Source organism: Acidihalobacter sp., assembly GCF_037381185.1.
Taxonomy (GTDB): Bacteria; Pseudomonadota; Gammaproteobacteria; order DSM-5130; family Acidihalobacteraceae; genus Acidihalobacter_A.
This window is the reverse complement of sequence record NZ_JARRQY010000005.1, coordinates 90,733-113,965: the sequence shown is the minus strand read 5'-3', so window position 1 is coordinate 113,965 and position 23,233 is coordinate 90,733. Positions and strand designations below refer to the sequence as shown.

The following is a 23,233-nucleotide window of genomic DNA, read 5'->3' as shown; positions in this document are numbered from 1 at the left end:
CGCTTACCCCAACCTACGCTTCTATCGCCGAATGCGTAGCCCAAGCGTTTGCGATGCGTTCTGTCTTGACGTCCCGATCCCCGTTAGGTCTTGCCTCGAGCGTGCGCCCCGGCGCGGGGCCGGGCGGCAGGGATGCCGCCCGAGCAGGCTTTGCCAGGATGGCAAGCGCCTGCGGTGCCCCGCGACGGGGTGTGCGCTCGAGGTTTGCCCGTAGGGACAAGGCCTTCGGGTGCCTTTCTTTCGCCTCTTTCTTTGGGCGTGCAAAGAAAGGTACTCGGGCGCGTCACCGATTCAGATCAAAATTACCCATCGCTGATTCGCGCCCGAAAAGTACCTCAAACGCAAAACAAATACGTGGGCTTTGTGCATCACCATTGGCCCAAACCGCGAATCGCGCCCCAAACGAGCCCCGAAGGCTGATTGTCGAGTGTTCTCAAGATGAGTCACCACAAGCGACACTCCCAATTCCGGCGGTATACTTTTTCACCATGAACGACACCCCGCTTCCTCTCTATACCGCCGACCAGGCCCGCGCGGTGGACCGCCGCGCCATCGATCAACTCGGCATTCCCGGATACACCCTGATGCAGCGCGCCGGTCAGGCGGCGTTCGAGGCGTTGCAGCGGCATTGGCCACAGGCTCGGCGCCTGTGCGCGGTGTGCGGCAGCGGCAACAACGGTGGCGACGGTCTGGTCGTGGCGCGCCTGGCGAGGGCAGCCGGCTTGGATGTGAGCGTCGTGCTGCTGGGCAAGGGCCCGCGCGAGGGCGGGGAGGCCTCCCAGGCGCTGGCCGACTGGCGCGCGACCGGTGGAGATGTGAGCGCGTTCGACGGCGTGCTGCCGACTGCGGATGTCTACGTCGACGGCCTGTTCGGTATCGGACTGACGCGAGCGCCGGAGGGCGTCTGGGCGCAGGCAATAGAGGCCCTGGCCGGCCGTGCGGTGCTGGCGCTGGACGTGCCTTCCGGGCTGGATGCCGACACGGGTGCGGCGCCGGGGGCGGTCGTCAACGCGGATGTGACGGTCAGCTTCATCCTGCGCAAACGCGGCTTGTACACCGGCGTCGGGCCGGATTGCGCCGGCGAACGTTTGTTCGCAGACCTGGGAGTGCCTGAGTCCGCGCGCACCGAAAGCGAGGCCCGCACGTTTCTGCGTCAGGCGCCGAGGGCGTTGCCTGCGCGGCGTCGGGCGGCGCACAAGGGCGACAACGGCCATGTGCTGATTGTCGGCGGCGCGCCGGGGATGTCCGGTGCCGCACGCCTGGCCGGAGAGGCCGCGCTGCGTTGCGGAGCGGGTTTGGTGACGGTCGCTACGCATTCCCAGCATGCCGGGTGGCTGAACGTGGGGCGCTGGGAGCTGATGGTGCGTGGTGTCGAGAGCGCTGTGGAACTGGGGCGCTTGTTCGAGGTGGCGAATGTGATCGCGGTCGGTCCCGGTTTGGGGCGTGATCCCTGGGGAAGAGGGCTGTGGCAGCGGGTACTCGATGCGCGTTGTCCGCTGGTGGTCGACGCGGATGCCTTGAATCTGCTCGCCGACATGCCCACAAAACGCGGCAACTGGGTGCTGACGCCGCATCCGGGCGAGGCCGGGCGTCTGCTCGGGCGTACCACGGGGCAGGTTCAGGCCGATCGGTTCTCCGCCGTCGAGGAACTCGGTCGGCGTTATGGCGGGACCTGCGTGCTCAAGGGAGCGGGTTCCCTGGTGCATGCGGATGGCGTCACCATGGTTTGCGCTGCCGGCAATCCGGGCATGGCGACGGCCGGTATGGGGGATGCGCTCACGGGCGTCATCGCCGGCCTGATCGCGCAGGGTATGGCGCCTGTCGAGGCCGCGCGCGAGGGCGTGTGTCTGCATGCGGCGGCTGGTGATGCCGCTGCGCATGAAGGCGAGCACGGCTTGTTGGCGGGCGATCTGATCGCGCATCTGCGCGCCTTGTGCAACGACTTCTGAGATGCCGGTATAACTAAGCCCCGAGGAGTTGTACGTGAGTGCTGACAAGGGAGCGGGCGATGCGGCTCGCGAAATCTATCTGGCGGACGAGGTGGCCACCGAGGCTTTGGGCGGTGTGTTGGCCGAAGTGCTTGAGCCGGGCATGCTGGTGTTCCTGCATGGGCAGTTGGGGGCGGGCAAGACCACGCTGGTGCGCGGCCTGCTGAGGGCGCTCGGACATGACGGGCCGGTACGCAGCCCAACCTATGCGTTGGTGGAGTCCTATCGGTTGGTGGCCTGCGAACTCCATCACTTCGATCTGTACCGACTGGCCGATCCGGAGGAGTTGGAATTCATGGGGCTGCGCGATTTCCTGGGCGGCGATGCGATCTGCATGATCGAGTGGCCTGAACGCGGCTCCGGAGTATTGCCCTGCGCCGATCTTGAGGTCGGCTTGTCCGTGTCGAATCCCGGGCGCCGAGCGCGCCTGTGGGCGCAGGGAGGTCGCGGTGAGCAGGCGCTGGCGCGCATGGATGTAAAGTAAATGTGTAGGTATTTCCTCTATCTATATAAAAAATATAGCTTTTGACCTTGCATTCTCGTCTCTGATGGCAAATCATTATGAGGTGCTTTGAGAGGTGGCGAGGCGCGTCGACGCCCGCCGGGGAGAATGTTCATGAGCCAACGAGACCAGAATTTCGAACGACGGCTGTTTCTGCGCCGCCTGCTCGGCGTCTCGGGCGCCGCTGCGGTGACCTTTGTCAGTCCCATGGCCTTCGCCAGTTCCAGGGTGGAGGTGAAGGGCGTGCGCATGTCTCAGGACGGACGTAGCACCCGCGTGGTTTTCGACCTCAGCGGGCCGGTCGAACACAATCTGTTCACCCTTTCCAAGCCCGAGCGCGTGGTCATCGACTTCAGGAACACGAACGCGCCCGACGGCCTGCATGTGAAACCGATCGCGCTTGTCCACGACATCCGCTATGCACGCCGCAATGTGTCGAACCTGCGCGTGGTGCTGGACCTGAAGGAACAGACCAATACGAGTAGCTTTCTGCTCAAGCCCGGCAAGGGTTCCACCCACTATCGCCTGGTCGTCGATCTTGCTGCGGCGACGGCCGATTCGGCTGCGCCCGTCATCACGGCCGCCGCGGCGCAGACCGGGAAGAAGCTGCGCGATGTGGTGGTGGCCATCGATCCCGGGCACGGCGGCGTCGATCCTGGCGCCATCGGCAAACGCGGCACCTACGAGAAGCACGTGGTGCTGCAGATCGCGCGTCGTCTGGAAGCGCTGATCAAGAAGACGCCGGGCATGCGGCCCTACTTGATTCGCAGCAGCGACCACTACGTCAGCCTGCGCGAACGTCTGCGCAAGGCGAGGGCAAAGCAGGCGGACCTGTTCATTTCCATTCACGCCGACGCTTCGCCCTATCGCTATCCCAAGGGCTCGACCGTGTACGTGCTGTCGGAGCATGGCGCCTCCTCCGAGGCGGCGCGCCTGTTGGCGAAGCGCCAGAACGAGGTCGATCGCGTGGCCGGCGTGAACCTGTCCGACAAGGACAACTTGGTGGCCTCGGTGCTGGTCGATCTGGCCCAGACAGCGACCCGCGAATCGAGCTTCAAGCTGGGCGAGCACCTTACCCATAACATCAACAAGGTGATCCGCCTGCACTCGCGCACCGTGGAACGCGCCGCGTTCGTAGTGCTCAAGTCGCCGGATATTCCATCGGCTCTGGTGGAGACCGCCTTCATTTCCAATCCATCGGAAGAGCGCCAGTTGCGCACGCCGGCGTTCCAGCGCCGCATGGCCATTGCGCTGCACGAGGGCGTGCAGGACTATTTCTCCAAGTACGCCCCGCCGGGCACGCTGCTGGCGGCGCACAATCAGGCCAAGGAAGCATTTTCCTGACAGGCCATAGTGCTTGAGCGGACGGGGACGTTATTCCCGTCCGTAGCCTGCCTGCATCGTGGCATAATGGGCCGCAGTTTTCCGCCGCAGCCCATCATGCCGATTCGCCGTCTTCCTCCCCAGCTCGTCAACCAGATCGCCGCCGGCGAGGTCATCGACCGTCCGGCTTCGGTGATCAAGGAACTGCTCGAGAACAGTCTCGATGCCGGCGCCACGCGCATCGACATCGATATCGAGCAGGGCGGCTCGCGGCTGATGCGCGTGCGTGACAATGGCTCGGGCATTCCGCGCGAGGAGTTGGCGCTGGCGCTTTCGCGGCATGCCACCAGCAAGGTGGCCTCGCTCGATGATCTGGAAAGAGTGGCCAGCCTGGGGTTTCGCGGCGAGGCGTTGCCCAGCATAGCCTCGGTGTCGCGTATGACGCTGTCCTCCTGCACGGCCGGGGAGTCGGCCGGGTGGAGGCTGCGCGGCGACGGCCGCGAGGAATTCGGCGAGCCGGAGCCGGCAGCGCATCCGCAGGGCACGACCATCGAGGTCCACGACCTGTTCTTCAACGTCCCGGCGCGCCGCAAGTTCCTGCGCACCGAGCGTACCGAGTACCAGCATATCGACGAGGTGGTCCGGCGCATCGCGCTGAGTCGCTTCGAGCTGAGTCTGACCTTGACTCACAATGGAAAGGTGCAGGCCGACCTACGCGCCGCCGCCGACCTGGCGGCGCGCGAGCGCCGGGTTGCGCAGGTGGTCGGCAGTGCCTTCATGGAGCAGACGGTCTATGTGGAGCACGAGGCCGCCGGACTGCGTTTGCACGGCTGGCTTGGCGCGCCGACCTATTCACGTGCCCAGGCCGATCAGCAGTATTTCTACGTCAATGGCCGCATGGTGCGCGACAAGGTGCTTTCGCATGCCGTCCGGCTGGCTTATCAGGACGTGCTCTACCACGGCCGTCAGCCGGCTTTCGTGCTGTTTCTGGAGATGGATCCGGCGGCGGTGGACGTCAACGCGCATCCGACCAAGGCAGAGGTGCGCCTGCGCGAAAGCCGGCTGGTGCATGATTTTCTGCACCATACGCTCAAGGACGCCCTGGCCAGTATGCGCCCTGGCGGGGCCGGCGCCGCAGCGGAGGCGGCGCCCGCAAGCGGCGAACCGATTCCGGCTCCTGCGGCCGGTCTTGCCGCGCGCAGCGAACCGCGCCCGGGGCCGGGGTTGGCCTTCGATCTGCCGCCTGCGAGCCGGCCGTCCGCGCCCGTTCACTCCACCGGCGGCAATACGGTGCGCGAGCAGTTGGCCGGCTATGCGGCTTTGTACGGAGCCGCGCCGCGCGAGGTCCCGGCCGCCGCTTCAGAAGTGCCGCCGCTCGGTTTTGCCCTGGCCCAGCTCAAGGGCATCTACATTCTGGCGGAGAACGCCGACGGCCTGGTGTTGGTGGATATGCATGCGGCCCATGAGCGCATCACCTACGAACGCCTGAAACAGGCCTGGACAGAGGCGCGGGTGCGTGCCCAGCCCTTGCTGTTGCCGCTCAGCGTGGCGGTGAGCCGACGCGAGGCCGACTGCGCCGAACGCCAGGGTGAATTGCTCATGCGGCTGGGACTGGAGGTCGACCGGCTTGGCCCCGAGAAGCTGCGCGTGCGCAGCCTGCCGGCGATGCTCAACGGTGCGGATGCGGCACAATTGCTGCGTGATGTGCTTGGCGATCTGCTCGAATACGGCAGCAGCGAGCGCATCGAGGAGCAGATGAACGAGCTGCTTTCGACCATGGCCTGCCACGGTTCGGTGCGCGCCAACCGTCGCCTGACCGTGGACGAGATGAACAGTCTGCTGCGCGATATGGAACGCACCGAGCGCAGCGGACAGTGCAACCATGGACGTCCGACCTGGACCCAGCTCGGTCTGGGCGATCTGGATCGTCTGTTCCTGCGCGGTCGGTGAACGGGGCGGCGCGCAACGATCCGCCGGCGATCCTGCTGATGGGGCCGACCGCCAGCGGCAAGACCGATCTGGCGGTGGAACTGGTGCGCCGCTTTTCGCTGGAGATCGTCAGCGTCGACTCGGCGCTGGTCTACCGCGAAATGGATATCGGCACGGCCAAGCCCGGCCCCGAGGTCCTTTCCGAAGCGCCGCACCGGCTGGTCGATATTCTCGATCCGGCGGAAAGCTATTCGGCGGCACAGTTTCGCGAGGACGCGCTGCGTGAGATGGAGCAAATCACTGCGGCGGGGCGGGTGCCGTTGCTGGTCGGCGGCACCATGCTGTATTTCCGCGCGCTCGAGCAGGGCCTGTCCGAGTTGCCGCAGGCCGATGCGAGTTTGCGCGCAGAGATCGAGGCCCAGGCGCTGCAGCGCGGCTGGCAGGGGTTGCACAAGGAGCTGGCGGAGGTGGATCCGGTCGCTGCAGCGCGTATCCATCCCAATGACCCGCAGCGTCTGCAGCGCGCGCTGGAGGTCTACCGGTTGAGCGGGGTGCCGTTGAGCGAACTGCAGCGTCGCCGTAGTGATGACGCGTTCCCGTACCGGACGCTGCGCCTGGCGCTGTTGCCGGTCGATCGCGAGCGCTTGCATCGGCGTATCGAGCATCGATTTGAAAACATGCTCGAGCAGGGGTTGATAAATGAAGTTGCGCACCTATATGAAAGAGGCGATCTTGATCTGTCGTGCCCCTCCATGCGCGCGGTCGGGTATCGGCAGGTATGGCGTCATCTGGAGGGAGAGTATGATCGCAAGGAAATGTCCCGCCAGGTGGTCGTTGCGACCCGTCAGCTGGCCAAGCGGCAGATGACGTGGTTGCGTGCAGACGATGGATTGGAGACGTTGAACGCAGACGCCTTGGAGCTGTCTACGATCTGCAAGCGAGTCGAGAATTACCTCAGGGACGAGACATGATGGTGGGCCGGGGGATTCGGAACGCGTGATACTATAACCAGCCGCAGTGTGCTACCAAAGGATTCAACTGCGGCGCAAACAACAGGAGTTTGTTAATGTCTAAAGGGCATACCCTGCAAGAGCCGTTTCTTAACCTGCTGCGCAAGGAACGCGTGCCGGTCGCCATCTTCCTGGTCAACGGGATCAAGCTGCAAGGGCAGATCGAATCCTTCGACCAGTTCGTGGTGCTGCTGAAGAATAGCGTCAGTCAGATGGTTTACAAACACGCCATTTCCACCATCGTTCCTTCGCGTCCCGTGCGGGTGCCGATGGAAGACGGGGAAGAAGCCGAGTAAGCGGACGCAAGACTTCCATTGTTTGAACGACCTCAAAGCGGCGAGCTGGCCGTGCTCGTACACGTCGATCTCGTCGAAATGGCCGATGAGCATGAACTCGAGGAGTTCTCGGAACTCGCGCGTTCCGCGGGGGCGCAGGTGCAGGAAGTCGTGCGCCTGCGCCGGCGGGCGCCCGATTCGAAGTATTTCGTCGGCACCGGTAAGGCCGAAGAGATCGCGGCGGTGGTTGCCGCTGCCGGCGCTCAGCTGGTCATCTTCAATCACGCCCTGAGTCCCAGCCAGGAACGCAACCTGGAAAGCTTGTTCAAGGCGCGGGTCCTCGACCGCACCGGCCTCATTCTGGATATTTTCGCCCAGCGTGCCCGTTCCCATGAGGGCAAGCTGCAGGTCGAACTTGCCCAGCTCAATCATCTTGCCACACGGCTGGTGCGTGGCTGGACTCACCTCGAGCGCCAAAAGGGCGGCATCGGCCTGCGCGGGCCGGGCGAGACCCAGCTCGAGACCGATCGCCGGTTGCTTGGCGGGCGCATCAAACAGATCAATCGCAAGCTCGACCGTGTGCGTCGCCAGCGCGAGCAGGGCCGTCAGGCCCGGCGTAAGGCGGAGCTGCCCACGGTCGCCCTGGTCGGCTATACCAACGCTGGCAAGTCCACTTTATTCAATCGTCTGTGCGACGCGGGCGTGCATGCGGCGAACCAACTGTTCGCCACCCTGGATCCCACGCTGCGGCGCGTGGAACTCGCGCCGGGTACTACTGCGGTCATGGCGGACACGGTCGGTTTCGTGCGGGATCTGCCGCACGAGCTGGTCGCGGCTTTCCATGCCACGCTGCAGGAAACGCGTGATGCCGACCTGTTGCTGCACGTGGTGGACGCAGCCGACCCCGAGCGCTTGCACACCGCCGAACAGGTGGACAGCGTGCTGCGCGATATCGGCGCAGGAGAGCGGCCGACGATTCAGGTGTACAACAAGATCGACCTGCTCGGGTCGGAACCGCGTGTCGATCGCGGCCATGACGGACGTATCGAACGTGTATGGGTATCGGCGTACGATGGGCGCGGCATCGATCTGCTGCTGGAGGTGCTGGCGCAGCACTTCGTGTCCGACATGGTGCACGGTTGGATGCATCTGGAGCCAGGCGAAGGACGTCTGCGTGCGCAACTGTTCGGTCTCGGTGCGGTGCTCGACGAACGTGTCGACGATCACGGCGCCTGGGAGCTGGAGGTGCGGTTGCCGCAGCGCAAGCTGGACGATGTTCTCGCCGGCGCGCATCGTGACACGGCCGGCCTGCGGTCCCTGTGAGCGCTTGGTGCGTCGGCACTCCGGGGCGGATCGGGACGGGCACTGGCGGTGGGGTCGCCAAGTGTGGGACGGTACACTAGAATGCGGCGTTCGGCCTCTGCTTGGCCCGGGTTCCTGCGTGGGCGTGCGCGTTTGCGATTCCCGCGCGAAGTTCGCGGTGGAGGATTCCGTGGCGCCAAATCGAATTCCCTTTTGGAGTGAGACTCATGCCCTGGAACGAGCCAGGTAACAACAATTCGGGCAACAAGGATCCGTGGGGTGGCGGGCAGAAGGGGGGAGGCAAGAATTCCTTCGACCCTGAACGCTGGCTGCGCCAATGGCTGGAACGTCTCGGTGGCCGTCGTTCGTCCGATGGCAACAAGTCGGGAAGCGGTGGGCTGCCCACGGGCGGCATCGTGCTGGCCGTGATCGTACTCGTGGTTGCCTGGCTGGCTTCCGGGTTCTATATCGTCGGGCCCGGCGAGCGTGGCGTGGTGACGCGTTTCGGCGCCTTCAGCGGCGAAACCATGCCTGGGCCGCACTGGCATCTGCCGTATCCGGCCGAGTCCGTCGACGTGGTCGATATCGACCAGATTCGCAGTACCCAGAGCAAGTCGGTCATGCTGACCAAGGACGAGAACATCGTCGACGTCGACGTGTCAGCGCAGTACCGCGTGAGCAACGCGAAGCGCTATCTGTTCGACGTGCGAAATCCGGATCAGACGCTGCGCGAGGCCATGATCAGCGCCATTCGCGAAGTGGTCGGGCAAAGCAAGATGGACTACGTGGTCGGCCAAGGCCGTGCGGATATCGCCATCCGCACGCAGCAGATCATGCAGGACACCCTGAATACCTACAAGACGGGGCTTCAGGTCATCAAGGTGAACCTGCAGGACGCGCAGCCACCAGAGCAGGTGCAGAGCGCCTTTGCCGACGCCATCAAGGCGCGCGAGGACGAGGTCCGCTATCGCAACGAGGCCGAAGCCTATGCCAATTCGGTGTTGCCGCAGGCACGTGGTCAGGCGGCGCGCATCACGCAGGAGGCACAGGCCTACAAGGGCCAGGTGGTGGCGCGTGCCCAGGGTAATGCGGCGCGCTTCGACGAGTTGCTCAAGGAGTACCTGAAGGCGCCAAAGGTGACCCGCGAACGTCTCTACCTCGATACCATGCAGTCGGTGCTGTCGAACAGTTCCAAGGTACTGCTCAATGCCAGCGGAAAGGGCAGCAACAGTCTGTTTTATCTGCCGCTGGATAAATTGATGCAGGGAGCGGGCGCTCCCTCCTCGTCGTCCTCTTCGGGCGTGTATTCCTCGTCCGGTGGTTCGGTTTCGAGCGGTGGCAACACGGTATCCGGTGATCCGATGCAGGCCGAGCGCCTGCGTCGTGACACGCGCACGCGGGAGGTGCGTTGACATGAAGCTGAAGATCACTGCCGCCATTATCGCTGTCGTCGCGCTGTTGCTGTATCTGTCGACGTATACCGTGCGCCAGGATCAGCGCGCGATTCTGCTCAAGCTCGGTGAAGTCAAGCAGGCCGATATCAAGCCCGGCCTGCACTTCAAGCTGCCGCTGATCGAGAACGTGCGCAAGTTCGATGCACGTGTGCTCACGCTCGACTCGCAACCCGAGCGCTTTCTCACCAGCGAGAAGAAGAACGTCATGGTCGACTTCTTCGTGAAGTGGCGCATTTCCAACCTTGACCAGTACTACCGCTCCACGCGTGGCGACGAGCAGCGCGCGCTGTTGCGCCTGTCTCAGATCATGAAGGACGGATTGCGCAGCGAGTTCGGCAAGCTGACCATCCAGCAGGCGGTGTCGGGCGAGCGCGACAAGATCCTCGGGCCGCTGGAGATCGAGGCCAATAAGGCAGCCAAGGAACTCGGCATCCGCATCGTCGACGTGCGTCTCAAACGCATCGACCTGCCCGCGGAAGTGGCCAGCTCCGTCTACCAGCGCATGGAGGCCGAACGCGCCCGGGTCGCGGCTGATTTCCGAGCGCGAGGCAAGGAGGCGGGCGAACGCATCCGCGCCAATGTCGACCGGGAGCGTACGGTGATTCTCGCCAACGCCTACCGCCAGGCTCAGATCGTGCGAGGGCAGGGTGACGCCAAGGCGGCGGAGATTTATGCCAAGGCTTACAACAAGGATCCGTCCTTCTACGCTTTCTACCGCAGTCTGGAAGCCTACCGGCAGAGCTTCGACGGCAAGAACGACGTGCTGGTGCTCGAGCCGAATTCGCAGTTCTTCCGCTTCTTCAACAACGCTCAGGGTACGGCCCCGGCCAAATAGGGATCCTGGGAAATTTCTGAACGCATTGCCGTGCGCCTGCGGGCGCGCGGCCGAACGAGACGTGTCACATGTGGATCCATCTGCTCACGGCCTTGGGGCTGTTGTTCGTGCTGGAAGGCATTTTGCCGTTTCTGACCCCGCACGTCATGCGCCGGGCGATGCTGCAGACCGCGCAGTTGTCGGACAATGCACTGCGACTAATCGGGATTGTGAGCATGCTGTTGGGTCTGCTGGTGCTCTATCTGCTGCATGGATGACTGAAGAACCCGCGGTGTGCGGGCCATGAGCGGCGAGCGGCTGCTGAACACGACCGTTTCGACTCGCGTTCGTCGTGGCTGTACACTTCTCCCGCTGTCTATCTGTCCATCGTCTAGTGAGACTGTCTGATGAACCCGTATCGCCGATTCCGGAGAGGCGCCGCATGAAGGGGCCCGCACGCTGGCTGTTGCCCGAGGGGATCGAGGAAAGTCTGCCGGTAGAGGCCGCGCGCATCGAACAGTTGCGCCGCGCCTTGCTGGACCTGTATCGCAGCTGGGGCTATGAACTGGTCATGACCCCGCTGATCGAGTACCTCGATTCTCTGCTGACCGGGACCGGCAGCGAACTCGATCTGGAAACCTTCAAGCTCACCGATCAGCTCAATGGGCGGTTGATGGGGGTGCGCGCCGACATCACCCCGCAGGTCGCGCGCATTGACGCTCATCGTCTGCGTCGCGACGTGCCTGTGCGCCTGTGCTATCTGGCGCGCATTCTGCGCACCCGACCGCAGGGCCCGGGAGGCACGCGCAGCCCGTTGCAGGTGGGCGCCGAACTGTACGGCCACAGCGGCGTCGACAGCGATGTCGAGATCATTCGTCTGATGCTGGCGACGCTGGAAATCTGCGGCGTCGAACGGGTGCATGTGGACCTTGGGCACCTGGATATCTTCCGCCAGTTGATCGCCGCCGCCGGCCTGGATGCTGCGGACGAGGCAGAGCTGTTCGACATGCTGCAACGCAAGGCCGTGCCGGAAATTGAGGCGCTGCTGGCGGCGCGTGAATTGCCGCAGGTGCAGCGTGGCTGGTTCCTGGCGCTGCCTGAACTTAACGGTGACGTCGAGGTGCTGGATGCCGCGCGTGCGCGGCTTGCCGGGGCGGGCGAGGCGGTCGCCGCCGCGCTCGACTATCTGGCCCAAACTGCTGCCGCCATCTGCCGTGCGGTGCCCGCGGCCGAGCTGCGTTTCGATTTGGCGGAACTGCGCGGCTACCGCTACCACTCGGGTATCGTCTATGCGGCTTATGTGCCGGGGCGCGGTGCGGAGGTTGCCCGTGGCGGTCGCTATGACGGCATCGGCGCGGTATTCGGGCGAGCGCGGCCGGCGACCGGCTTCAGCGCCGATCTCGAATCGCTCATGCTGGTTGGGCGCGAGTCCGAGGTGGCAGCCGTGCCGGGCGTTTTCGCGCCCGCTGCGGAGGATGCCGCGCTCGATCGACGCGTGGCCGAATTGCGGGCGCAGGGTCGTGTCGTGGTGCGCGGGCTGCGTGGACAGAATGGGAACGCACAGGCGATGGGCTGCGGTGAGCAGCTGGTTCTGCGCGACGGTCAATGGATCATTACGGAAGTCAACTGATGGGCAAGTTCGTTGTCGTTTTGGGTAGCCAATGGGGTGACGAAGGCAAGGGCAAGATTGTCGACCTTCTCACCGAACAGGTCGCTGCGGTGGTGCGTTTTCAGGGCGGGCACAATGCCGGCCATACGCTGGTCATCGACGGCGAGAAGACCGTCCTCCACCTCATCCCTTCCGGCATCCTGCGCGAAGGGGTGGAATGCCTCATCGGCAATGGCGTGGTGCTCTCGCCTGCGGCGCTGCTCGAGGAAATGCACATGCTGGAGGAGCGCGGCGTGCCGGTCACGGAGCGGCTGCGCATCTCCGATGCGACTCAGCTGATCCTGCCGTATCACGTAGCGCTGGATCTGGCCCGCGAGCAGGCTCGCGGCGCTTCGGCCATCGGCACCACCGGGCGCGGCATCGGTCCGGCCTACGAGGACAAGGTCGCGCGCCGCGGTCTGCGCGTGGCCGATCTGTTCCACCGCGAGCGTTTCGCCGCCAAGCTCGGCGAGGTGCTGGACTTCCACAACTTCGTGCTCAAGAACTACTTCCGTGCCGAGCCGCTGGACTTCCAGCGCATTCTCGACGAGTCCATGGCGCATGCCGAAGTCATCGCACCGATGGTCACGGACGTGTCCCGCCGGCTGGCCGAGTTGCGAGCCGAGGGCCGCAACGTGCTGTTCGAGGGGGCCCAGGGTTCGTTGCTCGACATCGATCACGGCACCTATCCTTTCGTGACCTCGTCCAACACCACGGCCGGCGGAGCCTCCACCGGCACCGGCGTCGGGCCGCTCGCGTTGGACTATGTGCTAGGCATCACCAAGGCCTACACCACGCGTGTCGGAGCGGGGCCGTTCCCGACTGAGCTGATCGACGAGATGGGCGAGCATCTCGCCCGCCGTGGTCACGAGTTCGGCGCCACGACGGGTCGCGCCCGCCGCTGCGGGTGGTTCGATGCCGTGGCGCTACGTCGTGCGATTCAGCTCAACAGCATCTCCGGGCTGTGCATGACCAAGCTGGACGTGCTGGACGGACTGGAGACCCTGCGCATCTGCGTCGGCTATCGTGCCGGGGAGCTGGACTACGACCTGTCGCCCGGTGCCGCCGAGGCGCTGGCCATCTGCGAGCCCGTTTACGAGGAAATGCCGGGTTGGCAGAGTTCCACCGTGGGCATCACCGACTACGATGCACTGCCCAAGGAGGCCAAGGACTACCTCGCCCGCATCGAGTCTCTGGTCGAGGCGCCTATCGATATGGTTTCCACCGGTCCGGATCGCAATCAGAACGTCATTCTGCGCCAGCCGCTGGCCGGCTGAAGCCGGAAATACCGCTGTCCCGTATGGCGGACTTCAATGTGGGAAGTCCGCCTTGCTTTCCGTACGCCATGATCTATTATGCGAGTTAATCGATTAACCTTTTAGGCATGTAATGCGCGTCACCTTGAAGGACGTAGCCAGAGTCGCGGGCGTTTCGACGGCAACGGTGTCCCATGTGCTCAACGGGACCAAGACGGTCGCGGAGGGCACGCGGGAGCGGGTCGAAGCCGCTGTCGAAGCCTTGGGTTATCGACTGAGCCAGCCGGCGCGCACCCTGCGCACGGGACGCCATCGTGTGTTGGGTCTGTTGCTGCCCGATTTGACCAATCCCTTTTTCCCCTCGCTGGCGCAGGCGGTGGCGGAGACCGCGCGGCGGCTCGGTTACGGACTGATGCTGAGCGAGTCCGGTGCCGACTACGATAGTGAGTCCCAGGCACTTGCCGCGCTCGAACAGCGTGTCGACGGCGTCGTATGGATTCCCGAGGCACTACATCCCGTATACCGTCCTCACCGCCCCGCCGTGATCATCGACAGGGTTGGCCCGGAGCTTGCCGCCTTTGACAGCGTCAGCTCCGATCATCGCGCTGGCGGGCGTCTGCAGGCGAGGCTGGCGAACGAACTCGGACATCGCTGCATTGGCCTGCTCGCCGGCCCGGCCGACTCGATCAGCGCCTGTTCGCGCCGAGAGGCATTGTGTGAGGCGCTGGGTGAGAAACGCCCCGAGTGGATTCTGGAAGTACCTTTTTCTATGCAATTGCCGCCGGAGGCTGTCGAGCGGTTGGCGGATACGCGCGTGACACTGGTCATCGCCGCCAACGACGCAGTGGCCATTGGGGCATTGAAAGCCTTGAAGGCACACGGGCGACGCGTGCCGCAGGACGTGTCGCTGATCGGATTCGACGATATTCCCTGGGCGGCGATCGTCGAACCCCCGCTGAGTACGGTGCGCCAGCCCGTACGGGCCATCGGCCGCCGCGCAGTCGAACTGCTGCACCGTCGCCTGGCCGGGCAGGGGGGCGAACCGACTCATCTGGTACTGCCGGTCGAATACGTCGAAAGAGGTTCAGTCATCGCTTTGGAACAGGAGGCTGCAGCGATATGAAGGTGGTGGGTAGCATCAACATGGATGTGGTGGTCGAGGTCGAGCGGGCGCCGGAAGCCGGAGAAACCGTGCTCGGTTCCGACTACCGGCTGCATCCGGGCGGCAAGGGCGCGAACCAGGCCGTGGCCGCGGCACGCCTGGGAGCGGCGGTCGAGATGATCGGCTGCCTGGGACGCGATGCCTACGGAGACACGCTGTACGGCACGTTGCGCGGCGAGGGGCTGATCCTCGACAACCTGCAGCGCGTGACGCAGCCGACCGGCGCGGCCTTCATCACGGTGGATCAGGACGGGCAGAACCGTATCGTGGTCTCGCCCGGAGCCAACGCCGTGCTGACGTCGGCGCGACTGCCGTCTGATCTCGAGCGCACCGACTGGTTGCTGATGCAGCTCGAAGTGCCCTTGGACACGGTACGCATGGCCGCCAGCCGGGTGCGCAACGGCGGTGGACGCGTCGTGCTCAACGCGGCGCCGGCGACGGTCCTGCCGGCTGAGCTGCTCGAGGCGCTCGATTATCTGGTGGTGAACGAAACCGAAGCCGGGGAGTTGCTGGGTGGACCGGCGCCGGCCGATTTCGAGCAGGCGCTGCAGGCGGCGGAGCGTTTGCGTGGGGCGGATTCCACCACCATCGTGACGCTTGGCGACAGGGGGGCAGTGTGGGCCGCTCCTGCAGGCAGTGGTCAGGTCGAGGCCTATACCGTTGCGGTGGTGGACACGACGGCCTGCGGCGACTCCTTCGTCGGCACCCTCGTATGGGCGCTGTCCGAGAATGAGCCGTTGGAGCAGGCGATGAAACTGGCCAATGCGGCTGGCGCGCTCACTGCCACGCGCGCGGGTGCACAGCCCTCGCTGCCGGATTTGAACGAGCTGCGGCGTTTCGCTTCGATCTGAGGCGCCGGAGCTGATTGAGGATACGTCGAACTGCGGACAGGAGACGTGAAATACAAGGCATGTGGTGCGTATGGATCATACCCAAGCCCTTGTTCGATGTTGTCCATAACACCGGGGCGATGCCCCGAAATCGGGAGGAGTACCCATGAAAAATCAACAACGCAGATTCATCCGCGGCTTCCTGTTCGCGGCCGCATTCGTTCTCGGCGCGGTCCCGATGGCCGCATCCGCGGCGCAGCAGTACACCTTCGCCCTGCTGCTGTCGACGCTCAACAACCCCTATTTCGTGGCAATGAAGAACAGTGCCCAGGCCGAGGCGGACCGGCTGGGCGTCAAGCTGCTGGTGCTCAATGCGAACAACAACTCGACCACCCAGGCCAATCAGGTGCGTACCGCGATCGCGCGCAAGGTCGACATGCTGCTGATCAATCCCACCAGCGCGACGGCCATGGGGCCGGCGGTGCAGGAGGCCAACCGTGCCGGGGTGCCGGTCATCTTCCTCGACCGGCGCACGAACAAGGGCAAGGCGCTGGATTTCTTTGCCTCGGACAACGTCGAGGCGGGTGCCACGGCCTGTAACTTCATCGCCAAGCACCTGGGCGGCAAGGGGGATATCGCCATTCTGCTCGGCGTCCCCGGCGCGTCGGCAACCAATGAGCGTACCCGAGGTTGCAACGAGGCGCTCAAGGCGCATCCGGGCATCAAGGTGGTGGCCAAGCAGACCGCCAACTTCAATCGCCAGCAGGGCCTGGATGTCATGCGCAACATTCTGATCGCCCATCCGACCGGTCTGAAAGCGGTGTTCGCCGAAAACGACGAAATGGCTCTGGGTGCAATCCGGGCCTTGCATGCGTCCAATCGCGCTGCCGGCGTGGCCGTGGTCAGTATCGACGGTACACCGGATGGCCTCGCCGCGGTCAAGAAGGGCGAGATCACGCTGGACGTGGCGCAGCAGCCCGCGCTGATGAGCAAACTCGGCGTGATGGCCGGCTATCAATATCTGCACAGCGGCGTGCCCTTTGTGGCCGTGCCCCTGCAGATGTATATCTCCGGGAAATAAAGCGGTGCAGACGCGAACTGCATCGGTGCAGCGGGAGGCCCCTTCGGGGGCCCCCGCGCTGCTCAGCCTGCGCGGGATCGGCAAGCGCTTCGGGGCCGTCGAAGCGCTCAAGGGCATCGATCTCGATGTGTATCCCGGCGAGGTCGTGGCGTTGTTGGGAGACAACGGCGCGGGGAAATCGACCTTGATCAAGGTGATCGCCGGAGCGCATCCGCCCAGCGGCGGCAGCATGACCTTCGGCGATCAGCCCGTGTGCCAGTTCGATCCCCGGCATGCCCGCGAACTCGGCATCGAGACCATTTATCAGGATCTCGCCCTGGCCGAGAACCTGGACGTGAGCGCCAATATTTTCCTCGGACGCGAGATGCGCCGCAGTCGTATCGGGCTGCCCGTGCTCGATGATGCGAGGATGCGCCGTGAGGCGGCGCAGGCGCTCGATCGCCTGGGTATACATATTCCCGATCTGGGACAGGCAGTGGGCGAACTCTCCGGCGGTCAGCGCCAGGCCGTGGCCGTGGCCAGAGCCGTGTATTGGAAGGCCAAACTGGTGATCATGGATGAACCTACCGCGGCCGTCGGGGTCGGAGAGCACGAAGCCATCCTCGAACTCATCACCACGCTGGCCGCGAGCGGCGTCGCTGTCATTCTCATCACACACACCATGGCCGACGTCTGGCGCGTGGCCAATCGCATCGTCGTGCTCACCCGCGGTGGCAAGGCGCTGGAAGGCTCGCCGGAGGAACTGGGCGAGGATGCGGTGGTTCGTTCCATGCTGTTCGGGAGGCAGGGCAAATCATGACGCTCGAGACGAATGCAGCGGGCGCCGAGCGCGGCGTCCGGCTGAAGAGCCTGAGTCGGATCGCCATCAACAATGGCGTGCTCATCGGTTTCGCACTGCTGGTGATCGGTCTGGCGCTGGCGACGCCTTACTTTCTGACCTCGGCTAATCTGTTCAGCATCCTGGTGCAGAGTGCGCCGTTCGTGATCATGGCGGTCGGCGAATTGGTCGTCGTGCTGGTCGCGGGCATCGACCTTTCAGTTGGCGCGATGGCGGGCCTGAGCGGAGCGGTCGCTGCTGCGCTGATGAGTGCCATGGGGCTGCCGTGGCCGCTGGCTCTGGCGGTGGCTCTGGCTTCGACTACTGCGGTCGGCGCGTTGCAAGGCGTCGCGGTCAACTATCTGCGGGTCACTGACTTCATTGCCACGCTGGCCGGTCTGTCGATCTTCACCAGTCTGACTCTGATCGTGACCCAGGGCAATCCGATCGGAATCGCCGCGGACGGCTTCAACGCGCTGGGGCAGGCGAGGCTGTTGCAGATTCCGGCGCAGGTCTGGATTGCGGTGGCCATCGTGTTGGGGGCGTGGGGGTGGCTATCCAAGACCGCTTCGGGGCGACATCTGTACGCCGTGGGCGGGAACCGCATCGCCGCCTATCGTTCCGGCATCCGCGTACGTCGCCTGCGCACGCTTGCCTATGCCTTCAGTGGCCTGTGCAGCGGTGTGGCTGGAATCATTTTTGCGGCCCAGCTCAGCAGTGCCGACCCCAACGCCGGCCGCGGCGATGAACTGACCGCGATCGCGGCCGTGGTCATCGGCGGTGTCAGCCTGTTCGGTGGGCGGGGTTCGGTGTGGGGCGCGGTCATGGGAGCGTTGCTGATATCGACGATTCTCGATGGTCTGGTCCTGCTCAACGTGTCGCCGTACTACACCGAATTGGTGCAGGGCTTCGTCATCCTGCTGGCAGTCATGCTCGACTACCTCAAGCGCCGCCACGACAGTGCGGTGTGAGGCTGCCCGGTCGGGTCGGGCAAAGTGAGCGGGCGCTCGGCGGCGGCGGCGACGTATCTGTCGCCGGGCGCAGCGTGCGTCGGCACGCTCTCGCCCGCATCGGTTTTGTTCCCGTATATTGAACGCCGTTCCGGAACGGCGTGCGGACCGGGACGCCGGTCCAACTTTCAGGATGCCGATATCCTTGCCTGACAACTGCGAGCACCGATCCTTCGATTTCCCGTGGTGGGTCTACGTGCTCGAATGCGCCGACGGCACGCTGTACACCGGCATTACCACCGATGTCCGACGCCGGCTTGCGCAGCACAACGGCGAGCTTGCGGGCGGAGCCCGCTGCACGCGGGCGCGGCGGCCGGTGCGGCTGGCCTATGCCGAGCCGCAGGCGGATCGCAGCGCCGCGTCGCGGCGGGAGGTTGAGATCAAGCGGTTAAGGGCCGGGGAGAAGAGGGCGCTGGTTGCCGGTTGGGATGAAAAGGTGTGAGGTGTTTGTGCGGTTGTTTTGTTGAAATTCGCTGGTTGAGTCTCGGGTTTGATCTCGGGAGTAAAGCAACGGCGGGTATTTTTGAGTTTGCGTGGATGGAATCGGCGTACTTGCTGGCTTGGGTGGCCTGTTTCGGGCGCGACTCGACGCATGGGGGTTCGCTCTGAATCGGTGACGCGCCCGAGCATCTTTCTTTGACCGCGCAAAGAAAGATGCAAAAGAAACGCGCCCCGCGGATCGCTTGTCTCTGACGGGCAACCTCGCGAACGCACGCCTGAACGGGGCCCGCAGCTATTGGCCATCCAGGCCAAGAGCTGCTTGGCTGACATCCGTGTCAGCTATCCCCGCCCAGGCGTGCGTTCGCGAGGCAAGCGATCAAGGGGGACCGAACGTCAAAACACGGCTGCCGTAGGTTGGGGTGAGTGCAGCGAACCCCAACATGATCTGCACTGCCCGCGTTGGGGTGCGCTTCGCTTACCCCAACCTACGCTTCGATCGCCGAATGCGTAGCCCAAGCGTTTGGGAGGCGTTCTGTTTTGACGTCCCGATCCCCGTTAGGCATTGCCTCGAGCGTGCGCCCCGGCATGGGGTCGGGCGGCAGGGAGGCCGCCCGAGTAGGCTTTGCCAGGATGGCAAGTGCTTGCGGTGCCCCGTGACGGGGTGTGCGCTCGAGGTCTGCCCGTCAGGGACAAGGCCTTTCGGGCGCCTTTCTTTCGTACCTTTCTTTGGGCGTCCAAAGAAAGGTACTCGGGCGCGTCACCTCAGCAGATAGATGCGCCAGGCATCGAATCGCGCACGAAACAGACCGCGATGGCCAACAGATTCGTGCATTTCACCCACGCAAGATCAAAACCGCCGATTCACAACTTGCCTCCAAGCCCACGAAGAATGGGAAAAGACCTATCGCATCACCAAACGAGACCACACACTTCGAATCGCGCCCGAAACCGGTCACCCAAGCCAGCAGGTACGCCGCCCTCGGCCACGTAAGATCAAAATCGCACACGCCAATTCACTTCCGACCGTTAACCAAGACGCTGCCCAAAGGCACCAAAGGACATCCCTAAGCCCGCAGCGGTTCTTTCCAGCCCCCACTCATGCGACAATGCGCACCTTTTGCACAAGCGGACAACTTCTGTGCCCGGCGACCGCAAGTGTTGCCAAGCCCTGCTCAGAGTGTCCCTACCAAAGCATCCCGGAGCGCGCACGTGATCACCACGGCCAACATTACCATGCAGTTCGGCTCCAAGCCGCTGTTCGAGGACATTTCCGTCAAGTTCGGCGGTGGCAACCGCTACGGCCTGATCGGTGCCAACGGCGCCGGCAAGTCGACCTTCATGAAGATCCTCGGCGGAGATCTGGAACCGACTTCGGGCAACGTCTCGCTGGAAGCCAACCTGCGACTGGGTAAGCTGCGCCAGGATCAGTTCGCCTTCGAGAAGTTCAGCGTGCTCGATACCGTCATCATGGGGCATGCCGAGTTGTGGGCCGCCAAGCAGGAGCGGGACGCGGTGTATGCCAAGCCTGAGATGACCGAGGAGGACGGCTTGCGTGCGGCCGAATTGGAGGTGGCCTTCGCCGAATACGATGGTTACAGCGCCGAAGCGCGCGCCGGCGAGCTGTTGCTCGGGGTGGGTATTCCGCTGGAGCAGCACGAAGGCCCGATGAGCGCGGTCGCGCCGGGTTGGAAGCTGCGCGTGCTGCTGGCGCAGGCGCTGTTCTCCGACCCCGACGTATTGCTGCTCGACGAGCCGACCAACAATCTCGACATCAACACCATCCGCTGGTTGGAAGGCGTGCTCAACGACCGTTCCAGCACCATGATCATCATTTCGCACGATCGCCACTTCCTGAACAGCGTGTGCACGCACATGGCCGACATGGATTACGGCACGCTGAGCGTGTACCCGGGCAACTACGACGAGTACATGACCGCCGCTACCCAGGCGCGCGAGCGCATGATTGCCGACAACGCCAAGAAGAAGGCGCAGATCGCCGAGCTGCAGTCATTCGTCAATCGCTTCTCCGCCAACGCCTCCAAGGCCAAGCAGGCGACCTCGCGCGCGCGCCAGATCGAGAAGATCCAGCTCGATGAGATCAAGCCCTCGAGCCGCATGAGCCCGTACATCCGCTTCGAGCAGGAGAAGAAGCTTTACCGCCGCGCGCTGGAAGTGCGCAAGCTGGTGCAGGGCTACGGCGACGAGCCTTTGTTCAGTAAGCTCAACCTGGCCGTGGATACCGGCGAACGCGTCGCCATCATCGGCCCCAACGGCATCGGCAAGAGCACGCTGCTGCGTACCCTGATGGGTGAGCTCGAACCCCAGGAGGGCACGATCAAATGGGCCGAGAACGCCGCCATCGGCTATTACGCCCAGGACCACGCCGCGGATTTCGAGAGTAAATTGCCGCTGATCGAGTGGTTGGCGCAGTGGCGCCGCCCGGGCGACGACGAGCAGGTGCTGCGCGGCGTACTGGGGCGTCTGCTGTTCTCGCAGGACGAGATCAAGAAACCGGCGAATTGCATCTCCGGTGGCGAGCAGGGACGTATGCTGTTCGGCCGCTTGATGCTGCAGCGCCCGAACATTCTGCTGATGGACGAGCCGACCAACCATCTGGATATGGAATCGATCGAGTCGCTCAACCTGGCGCTGGAACATTATCCGGGTACGCTGATCTTCGTCAGCCACGACCGTGAATTCGTGTCCTCGCTGGCCACACGCATTATCGAGTTGAGTCCCGAAGGCGTGACCGATTTCAGCGGCAGCTACGAGGATTATCTGCGCAGCCTGGAGCCGGAAGTGCCGCCCAAGGTCGCCAAGCGCAAGCGCTGAGGCTATCTATTCGTCAGCGGACGGTTGCAGGCGCTGCACCAGGAAGTAGGTGATACCGACAGCCAGCACGGCGGCGATGACCAGACCGTAGGTCCAGGCCCATTGTTCGAGGTGGCCGCTGCTTTCCACCGGGATGATGATGAGCTGGCGCAGCAGCGTGATGAGCGCCGCCTCGATGAAGACCACCACGGTGAAATGCCCGGTGCGCATGTAACGCACCTCGGCCGAGATCAGTGAAGACAGGACCCAAAGAATAAACAGATTGCCCAATGATCTCAGGAAGCCGTCACCGATGTCGCCGGAGGTGATGGAGGTGAAGACGTCGGAGGTGAATTGCCAGATCAGCAGCAGACTTGCCACCAGCAGGGCGATGGCGATGAAGGCGTGCAGCAGTCGGTTGGCCGCTTCCATGACAGCTTCGAACCAATGTGTATGCATTGAGCCAACTCTCCTGAAGATCTGCCGGAACTTACACTAAGCTTTAGGTTGGCATGACTCCGCAAGTTTGCGATGAATGCCGACATGTTTGGACTACGTTCGGTCATGTGAGGCCGATTCGTCAACATGGATAAGCCGTAGAGCGAATGTACCGCCGGGGCGTTTGGGCCACGCTGCAGAGCAGCCGGATAACCTGCCGATAACCGTTTTTTATAGGAGTTGCCGATGTTACTCGTAAGCTTCACGACCGGTGCCGACAGTCGGATTGGCGTGCTCGATCGCGCGAAGAATGAGATTTTCGATCTGTCGAGTGCCGTACCGGCGTTGCCGCAGGACATGCTCGATTTTATCGCCCTGGGCGAAAAAGGGCTGGAGACAGCACGCGCCGCGCTGAACGCCGACGGTGTCCGGCTGCCGCTGGCGGACGTGCATCTGCTGGCGCCGATTCCACGTCCTTCGCGCAACATCATGTGCATCGGCAAGAATTATCGCGATCATGTCAACGAGGTGAAATCCCTGCCGGCAGGCGGCAGCGACCTGCCCGAGCACCCCATCGTCTTCACCAAGGCGCCGTCGACCGTCATCGGGCCGGGGGAGGCGATTCCATCCCATCTGGATACGAGCGCTACCACCGACTATGAGGGCGAAATCGGCGTGGTTATCGGCCGCGGCGGGCGCGGTATTGCGCGCGATGCCGCGATGGAGCATGTCTATGGCTATACGGTGCTCAACGACGTTACGGCCCGCGGTCTGCAGAAGCGCCATCTGCAATGGTTCATCGGTAAAAGCCTGGACGGTTTCTGTCCCATGGGGCCGGCGTTGTTGACCGCAGAGGAAGTGCCGGACGTACGCGCGCTGCGCGTACAGACCCGGGTCAATGGCGAGCTGCGCCAGGACGGTTGTGTCGAGGAGCTGATTTTCGACATTCCGACTTTGATCGAGACGCTTTCGGCGGGAATAACTCTGGAGCCGGGCGACGTCATTGCCACTGGCACCCCAGCCGGGGTCGGAGCGGGTTTTACGCCGCCGAAGTTCCTGCAGCCGGGTGATCGCGTGGCCATTACCGTCGACGCCATCGGTACACTCGAGAATCCGGTGGAATAATATAGGCGGCAGCGATG

The 23,233-nt window shown here is 63.9% G+C and carries 21 protein-coding genes; 20 read left to right on the top strand and 1 reads right to left on the bottom strand.

Annotated features, from left to right (window positions below):
• Positions 1 to 488: 488 nt before the first annotated feature.
• The 19 genes from P8014_RS02715 (at position 489) to P8014_RS02625 (ending at position 21,674) form a co-directional block, all read left to right on the top strand.
• Positions 489 to 1,949 (top strand): NAD(P)H-hydrate dehydratase, encoded by a 1,461-nt coding sequence (locus P8014_RS02715; protein WP_337815763.1) that lies wholly within the window; start codon positions 489 to 491, stop codon positions 1,947 to 1,949.
• A 34-nt stretch (positions 1,950 to 1,983) separates the two neighbouring features.
• Positions 1,984 to 2,472, top strand: a complete 489-nt coding sequence (gene tsaE, locus P8014_RS02710) for a tRNA (adenosine(37)-N6)-threonylcarbamoyltransferase complex ATPase subunit type 1 TsaE (protein WP_337815762.1) — start codon at positions 1,984 to 1,986, stop codon at positions 2,470 to 2,472.
• Between the two features lie 132 nt (positions 2,473 to 2,604).
• On the top strand, positions 2,605 to 3,834 hold the full coding sequence (locus tag P8014_RS02705) for an N-acetylmuramoyl-L-alanine amidase (protein ID WP_337815761.1): 1,230 nt from the start codon (positions 2,605 to 2,607) through the stop codon (positions 3,832 to 3,834).
• Between the two features lie 96 nt (positions 3,835 to 3,930).
• A complete protein-coding gene (mutL, locus tag P8014_RS02700; protein WP_337815760.1) occupies positions 3,931 to 5,763 on the top strand; it encodes a DNA mismatch repair endonuclease MutL in 1,833 nt (610 codons plus the stop codon).
• A gap of 38 nt (positions 5,764 to 5,801) precedes the next feature.
• The gene (gene miaA, locus P8014_RS02695; RefSeq protein WP_337815769.1) at positions 5,802 to 6,713 is read left to right on the top strand and encodes a tRNA (adenosine(37)-N6)-dimethylallyltransferase MiaA; all 912 of its coding nucleotides are present in this window, start codon (positions 5,802 to 5,804) and stop codon (positions 6,711 to 6,713) included.
• Between the two features lie 95 nt (positions 6,714 to 6,808).
• Positions 6,809 to 7,048 (top strand): RNA chaperone Hfq, encoded by a 240-nt coding sequence (hfq, locus tag P8014_RS02690; protein ID WP_337815759.1) that lies wholly within the window; start codon positions 6,809 to 6,811, stop codon positions 7,046 to 7,048.
• A gap of 18 nt (positions 7,049 to 7,066) precedes the next feature.
• Complete coding sequence (gene hflX / locus P8014_RS02685) at positions 7,067 to 8,350, top strand: ribosome rescue GTPase HflX (protein WP_337815758.1); 1,284 nt, start codon at positions 7,067 to 7,069, stop codon at positions 8,348 to 8,350.
• A gap of 206 nt (positions 8,351 to 8,556) precedes the next feature.
• Positions 8,557 to 9,741: an FtsH protease activity modulator HflK gene (gene hflK, locus P8014_RS02680; RefSeq protein WP_337815757.1), complete on the top strand. Its 1,185-nt coding sequence runs from the start codon at positions 8,557 to 8,559 to the stop codon at positions 9,739 to 9,741.
• Between the two features lies 1 nt (position 9,742).
• On the top strand, positions 9,743 to 10,618 hold the full coding sequence (gene hflC, locus P8014_RS02675; protein ID WP_337815756.1) for a protease modulator HflC: 876 nt from the start codon (positions 9,743 to 9,745) through the stop codon (positions 10,616 to 10,618).
• A gap of 68 nt (positions 10,619 to 10,686) precedes the next feature.
• Entirely contained in the window at positions 10,687 to 10,875 is a 189-nt protein-coding gene (locus P8014_RS02670; RefSeq protein ID WP_337815755.1) for a DUF2065 domain-containing protein, read from the top strand.
• Between the two features lie 164 nt (positions 10,876 to 11,039).
• Positions 11,040 to 12,227, top strand: a complete 1,188-nt coding sequence (locus tag P8014_RS02665) for an ATP phosphoribosyltransferase regulatory subunit (RefSeq protein WP_337815754.1) — start codon at positions 11,040 to 11,042, stop codon at positions 12,225 to 12,227.
• The gene (locus P8014_RS02660; protein WP_337815753.1) at positions 12,227 to 13,522 is read left to right on the top strand and encodes an adenylosuccinate synthase; all 1,296 of its coding nucleotides are present in this window, start codon (positions 12,227 to 12,229) and stop codon (positions 13,520 to 13,522) included. Before P8014_RS02665 ends, P8014_RS02660 begins: the two co-directional genes overlap by 1 nt.
• Before the next feature lie 112 nt (positions 13,523 to 13,634).
• Entirely contained in the window at positions 13,635 to 14,624 is a 990-nt protein-coding gene (locus P8014_RS02655; protein WP_337815752.1) for a LacI family DNA-binding transcriptional regulator, read from the top strand.
• Positions 14,621 to 15,514 carry a ribokinase gene (locus tag P8014_RS02650; protein WP_337815751.1) on the top strand — a complete coding sequence of 298 codons (894 nt, stop codon included), beginning with the start codon at positions 14,621 to 14,623 and terminating at the stop codon, positions 15,512 to 15,514. The genes P8014_RS02655 and P8014_RS02650 overlap by 4 nt, the downstream gene beginning before the upstream one ends.
• A 145-nt stretch (positions 15,515 to 15,659) precedes the next feature.
• On the top strand, positions 15,660 to 16,574 hold the full coding sequence (locus P8014_RS02645) for a D-ribose ABC transporter substrate-binding protein (protein ID WP_337815750.1): 915 nt from the start codon (positions 15,660 to 15,662) through the stop codon (positions 16,572 to 16,574).
• A gap of 4 nt (positions 16,575 to 16,578) precedes the next feature.
• Positions 16,579 to 17,373, top strand: coding sequence for an ATP-binding cassette domain-containing protein (locus tag P8014_RS02640; RefSeq protein WP_337815749.1), 795 nt, complete (start codon positions 16,579 to 16,581; stop codon positions 17,371 to 17,373).
• Entirely contained in the window at positions 17,370 to 18,362 is a 993-nt protein-coding gene (locus P8014_RS02635) for an ABC transporter permease (RefSeq protein ID WP_337815748.1), read from the top strand. Before P8014_RS02640 ends, P8014_RS02635 begins: the two co-directional genes overlap by 4 nt.
• Before the next feature lie 184 nt (positions 18,363 to 18,546).
• Complete coding sequence (locus tag P8014_RS02630) at positions 18,547 to 18,843, top strand: GIY-YIG nuclease family protein (protein WP_337815747.1); 297 nt, start codon at positions 18,547 to 18,549, stop codon at positions 18,841 to 18,843.
• Between the two features lie 1,208 nt (positions 18,844 to 20,051).
• On the top strand, positions 20,052 to 21,674 hold the full coding sequence (locus P8014_RS02625) for an ABC-F family ATPase (RefSeq protein WP_337815746.1): 1,623 nt from the start codon (positions 20,052 to 20,054) through the stop codon (positions 21,672 to 21,674).
• Positions 21,675 to 21,680: 6 nt separating this feature from the next.
• Here P8014_RS02625 and P8014_RS02620 read toward each other — a convergent pair whose 3' ends face one another.
• Positions 21,681 to 22,112, bottom strand: coding sequence for a phosphate-starvation-inducible PsiE family protein (locus tag P8014_RS02620; protein ID WP_337815745.1), 432 nt, complete (start codon positions 22,110 to 22,112; stop codon positions 21,681 to 21,683).
• A gap of 225 nt (positions 22,113 to 22,337) precedes the next feature.
• Between P8014_RS02620 and P8014_RS02615 the strand changes: the two genes are divergently transcribed.
• Positions 22,338 to 23,216 (top strand): fumarylacetoacetate hydrolase family protein, encoded by an 879-nt coding sequence (locus tag P8014_RS02615; protein ID WP_337815744.1) that lies wholly within the window; start codon positions 22,338 to 22,340, stop codon positions 23,214 to 23,216.
• Positions 23,217 to 23,233 lie beyond the last annotated feature (17 nt).

Coding starts and splice junctions, on each gene's coding strand:
- miaA (WP_337815769.1), top strand. CDS start 5,802: ATGGGGCCGACCGCCAGCGGCAAGACCGATCTGGCGGTGGAACTGGTG.
- hfq (WP_337815759.1), top strand. CDS start 6,809: ATGTCTAAAGGGCATACCCTGCAAGAGCCGTTTCTTAACCTGCTGCGC.
- P8014_RS02645 (WP_337815750.1), top strand. CDS start 15,660: ATGAAAAATCAACAACGCAGATTCATCCGCGGCTTCCTGTTCGCGGCC.
- P8014_RS02615 (WP_337815744.1), top strand. CDS start 22,338: ATGTTACTCGTAAGCTTCACGACCGGTGCCGACAGTCGGATTGGCGTG.
- hflK (WP_337815757.1), top strand. CDS start 8,557: ATGCCCTGGAACGAGCCAGGTAACAACAATTCGGGCAACAAGGATCCG.
- mutL (WP_337815760.1), top strand. CDS start 3,931: ATGCCGATTCGCCGTCTTCCTCCCCAGCTCGTCAACCAGATCGCCGCC.
- P8014_RS02655 (WP_337815752.1), top strand. CDS start 13,635: ATGCGCGTCACCTTGAAGGACGTAGCCAGAGTCGCGGGCGTTTCGACG.
- P8014_RS02650 (WP_337815751.1), top strand. CDS start 14,621: ATGAAGGTGGTGGGTAGCATCAACATGGATGTGGTGGTCGAGGTCGAG.
- P8014_RS02660 (WP_337815753.1), top strand. CDS start 12,227: ATGGGCAAGTTCGTTGTCGTTTTGGGTAGCCAATGGGGTGACGAAGGC.
- P8014_RS02715 (WP_337815763.1), top strand. CDS start 489: ATGAACGACACCCCGCTTCCTCTCTATACCGCCGACCAGGCCCGCGCG.
- P8014_RS02670 (WP_337815755.1), top strand. CDS start 10,687: ATGTGGATCCATCTGCTCACGGCCTTGGGGCTGTTGTTCGTGCTGGAA.
- hflC (WP_337815756.1), top strand. CDS start 9,743: ATGAAGCTGAAGATCACTGCCGCCATTATCGCTGTCGTCGCGCTGTTG.
- P8014_RS02620 (WP_337815745.1), bottom strand. CDS start 22,112: ATGCATACACATTGGTTCGAAGCTGTCATGGAAGCGGCCAACCGACTG.
- P8014_RS02705 (WP_337815761.1), top strand. CDS start 2,605: ATGAGCCAACGAGACCAGAATTTCGAACGACGGCTGTTTCTGCGCCGC.
- P8014_RS02665 (WP_337815754.1), top strand. CDS start 11,040: ATGAAGGGGCCCGCACGCTGGCTGTTGCCCGAGGGGATCGAGGAAAGT.
- P8014_RS02635 (WP_337815748.1), top strand. CDS start 17,370: ATGACGCTCGAGACGAATGCAGCGGGCGCCGAGCGCGGCGTCCGGCTG.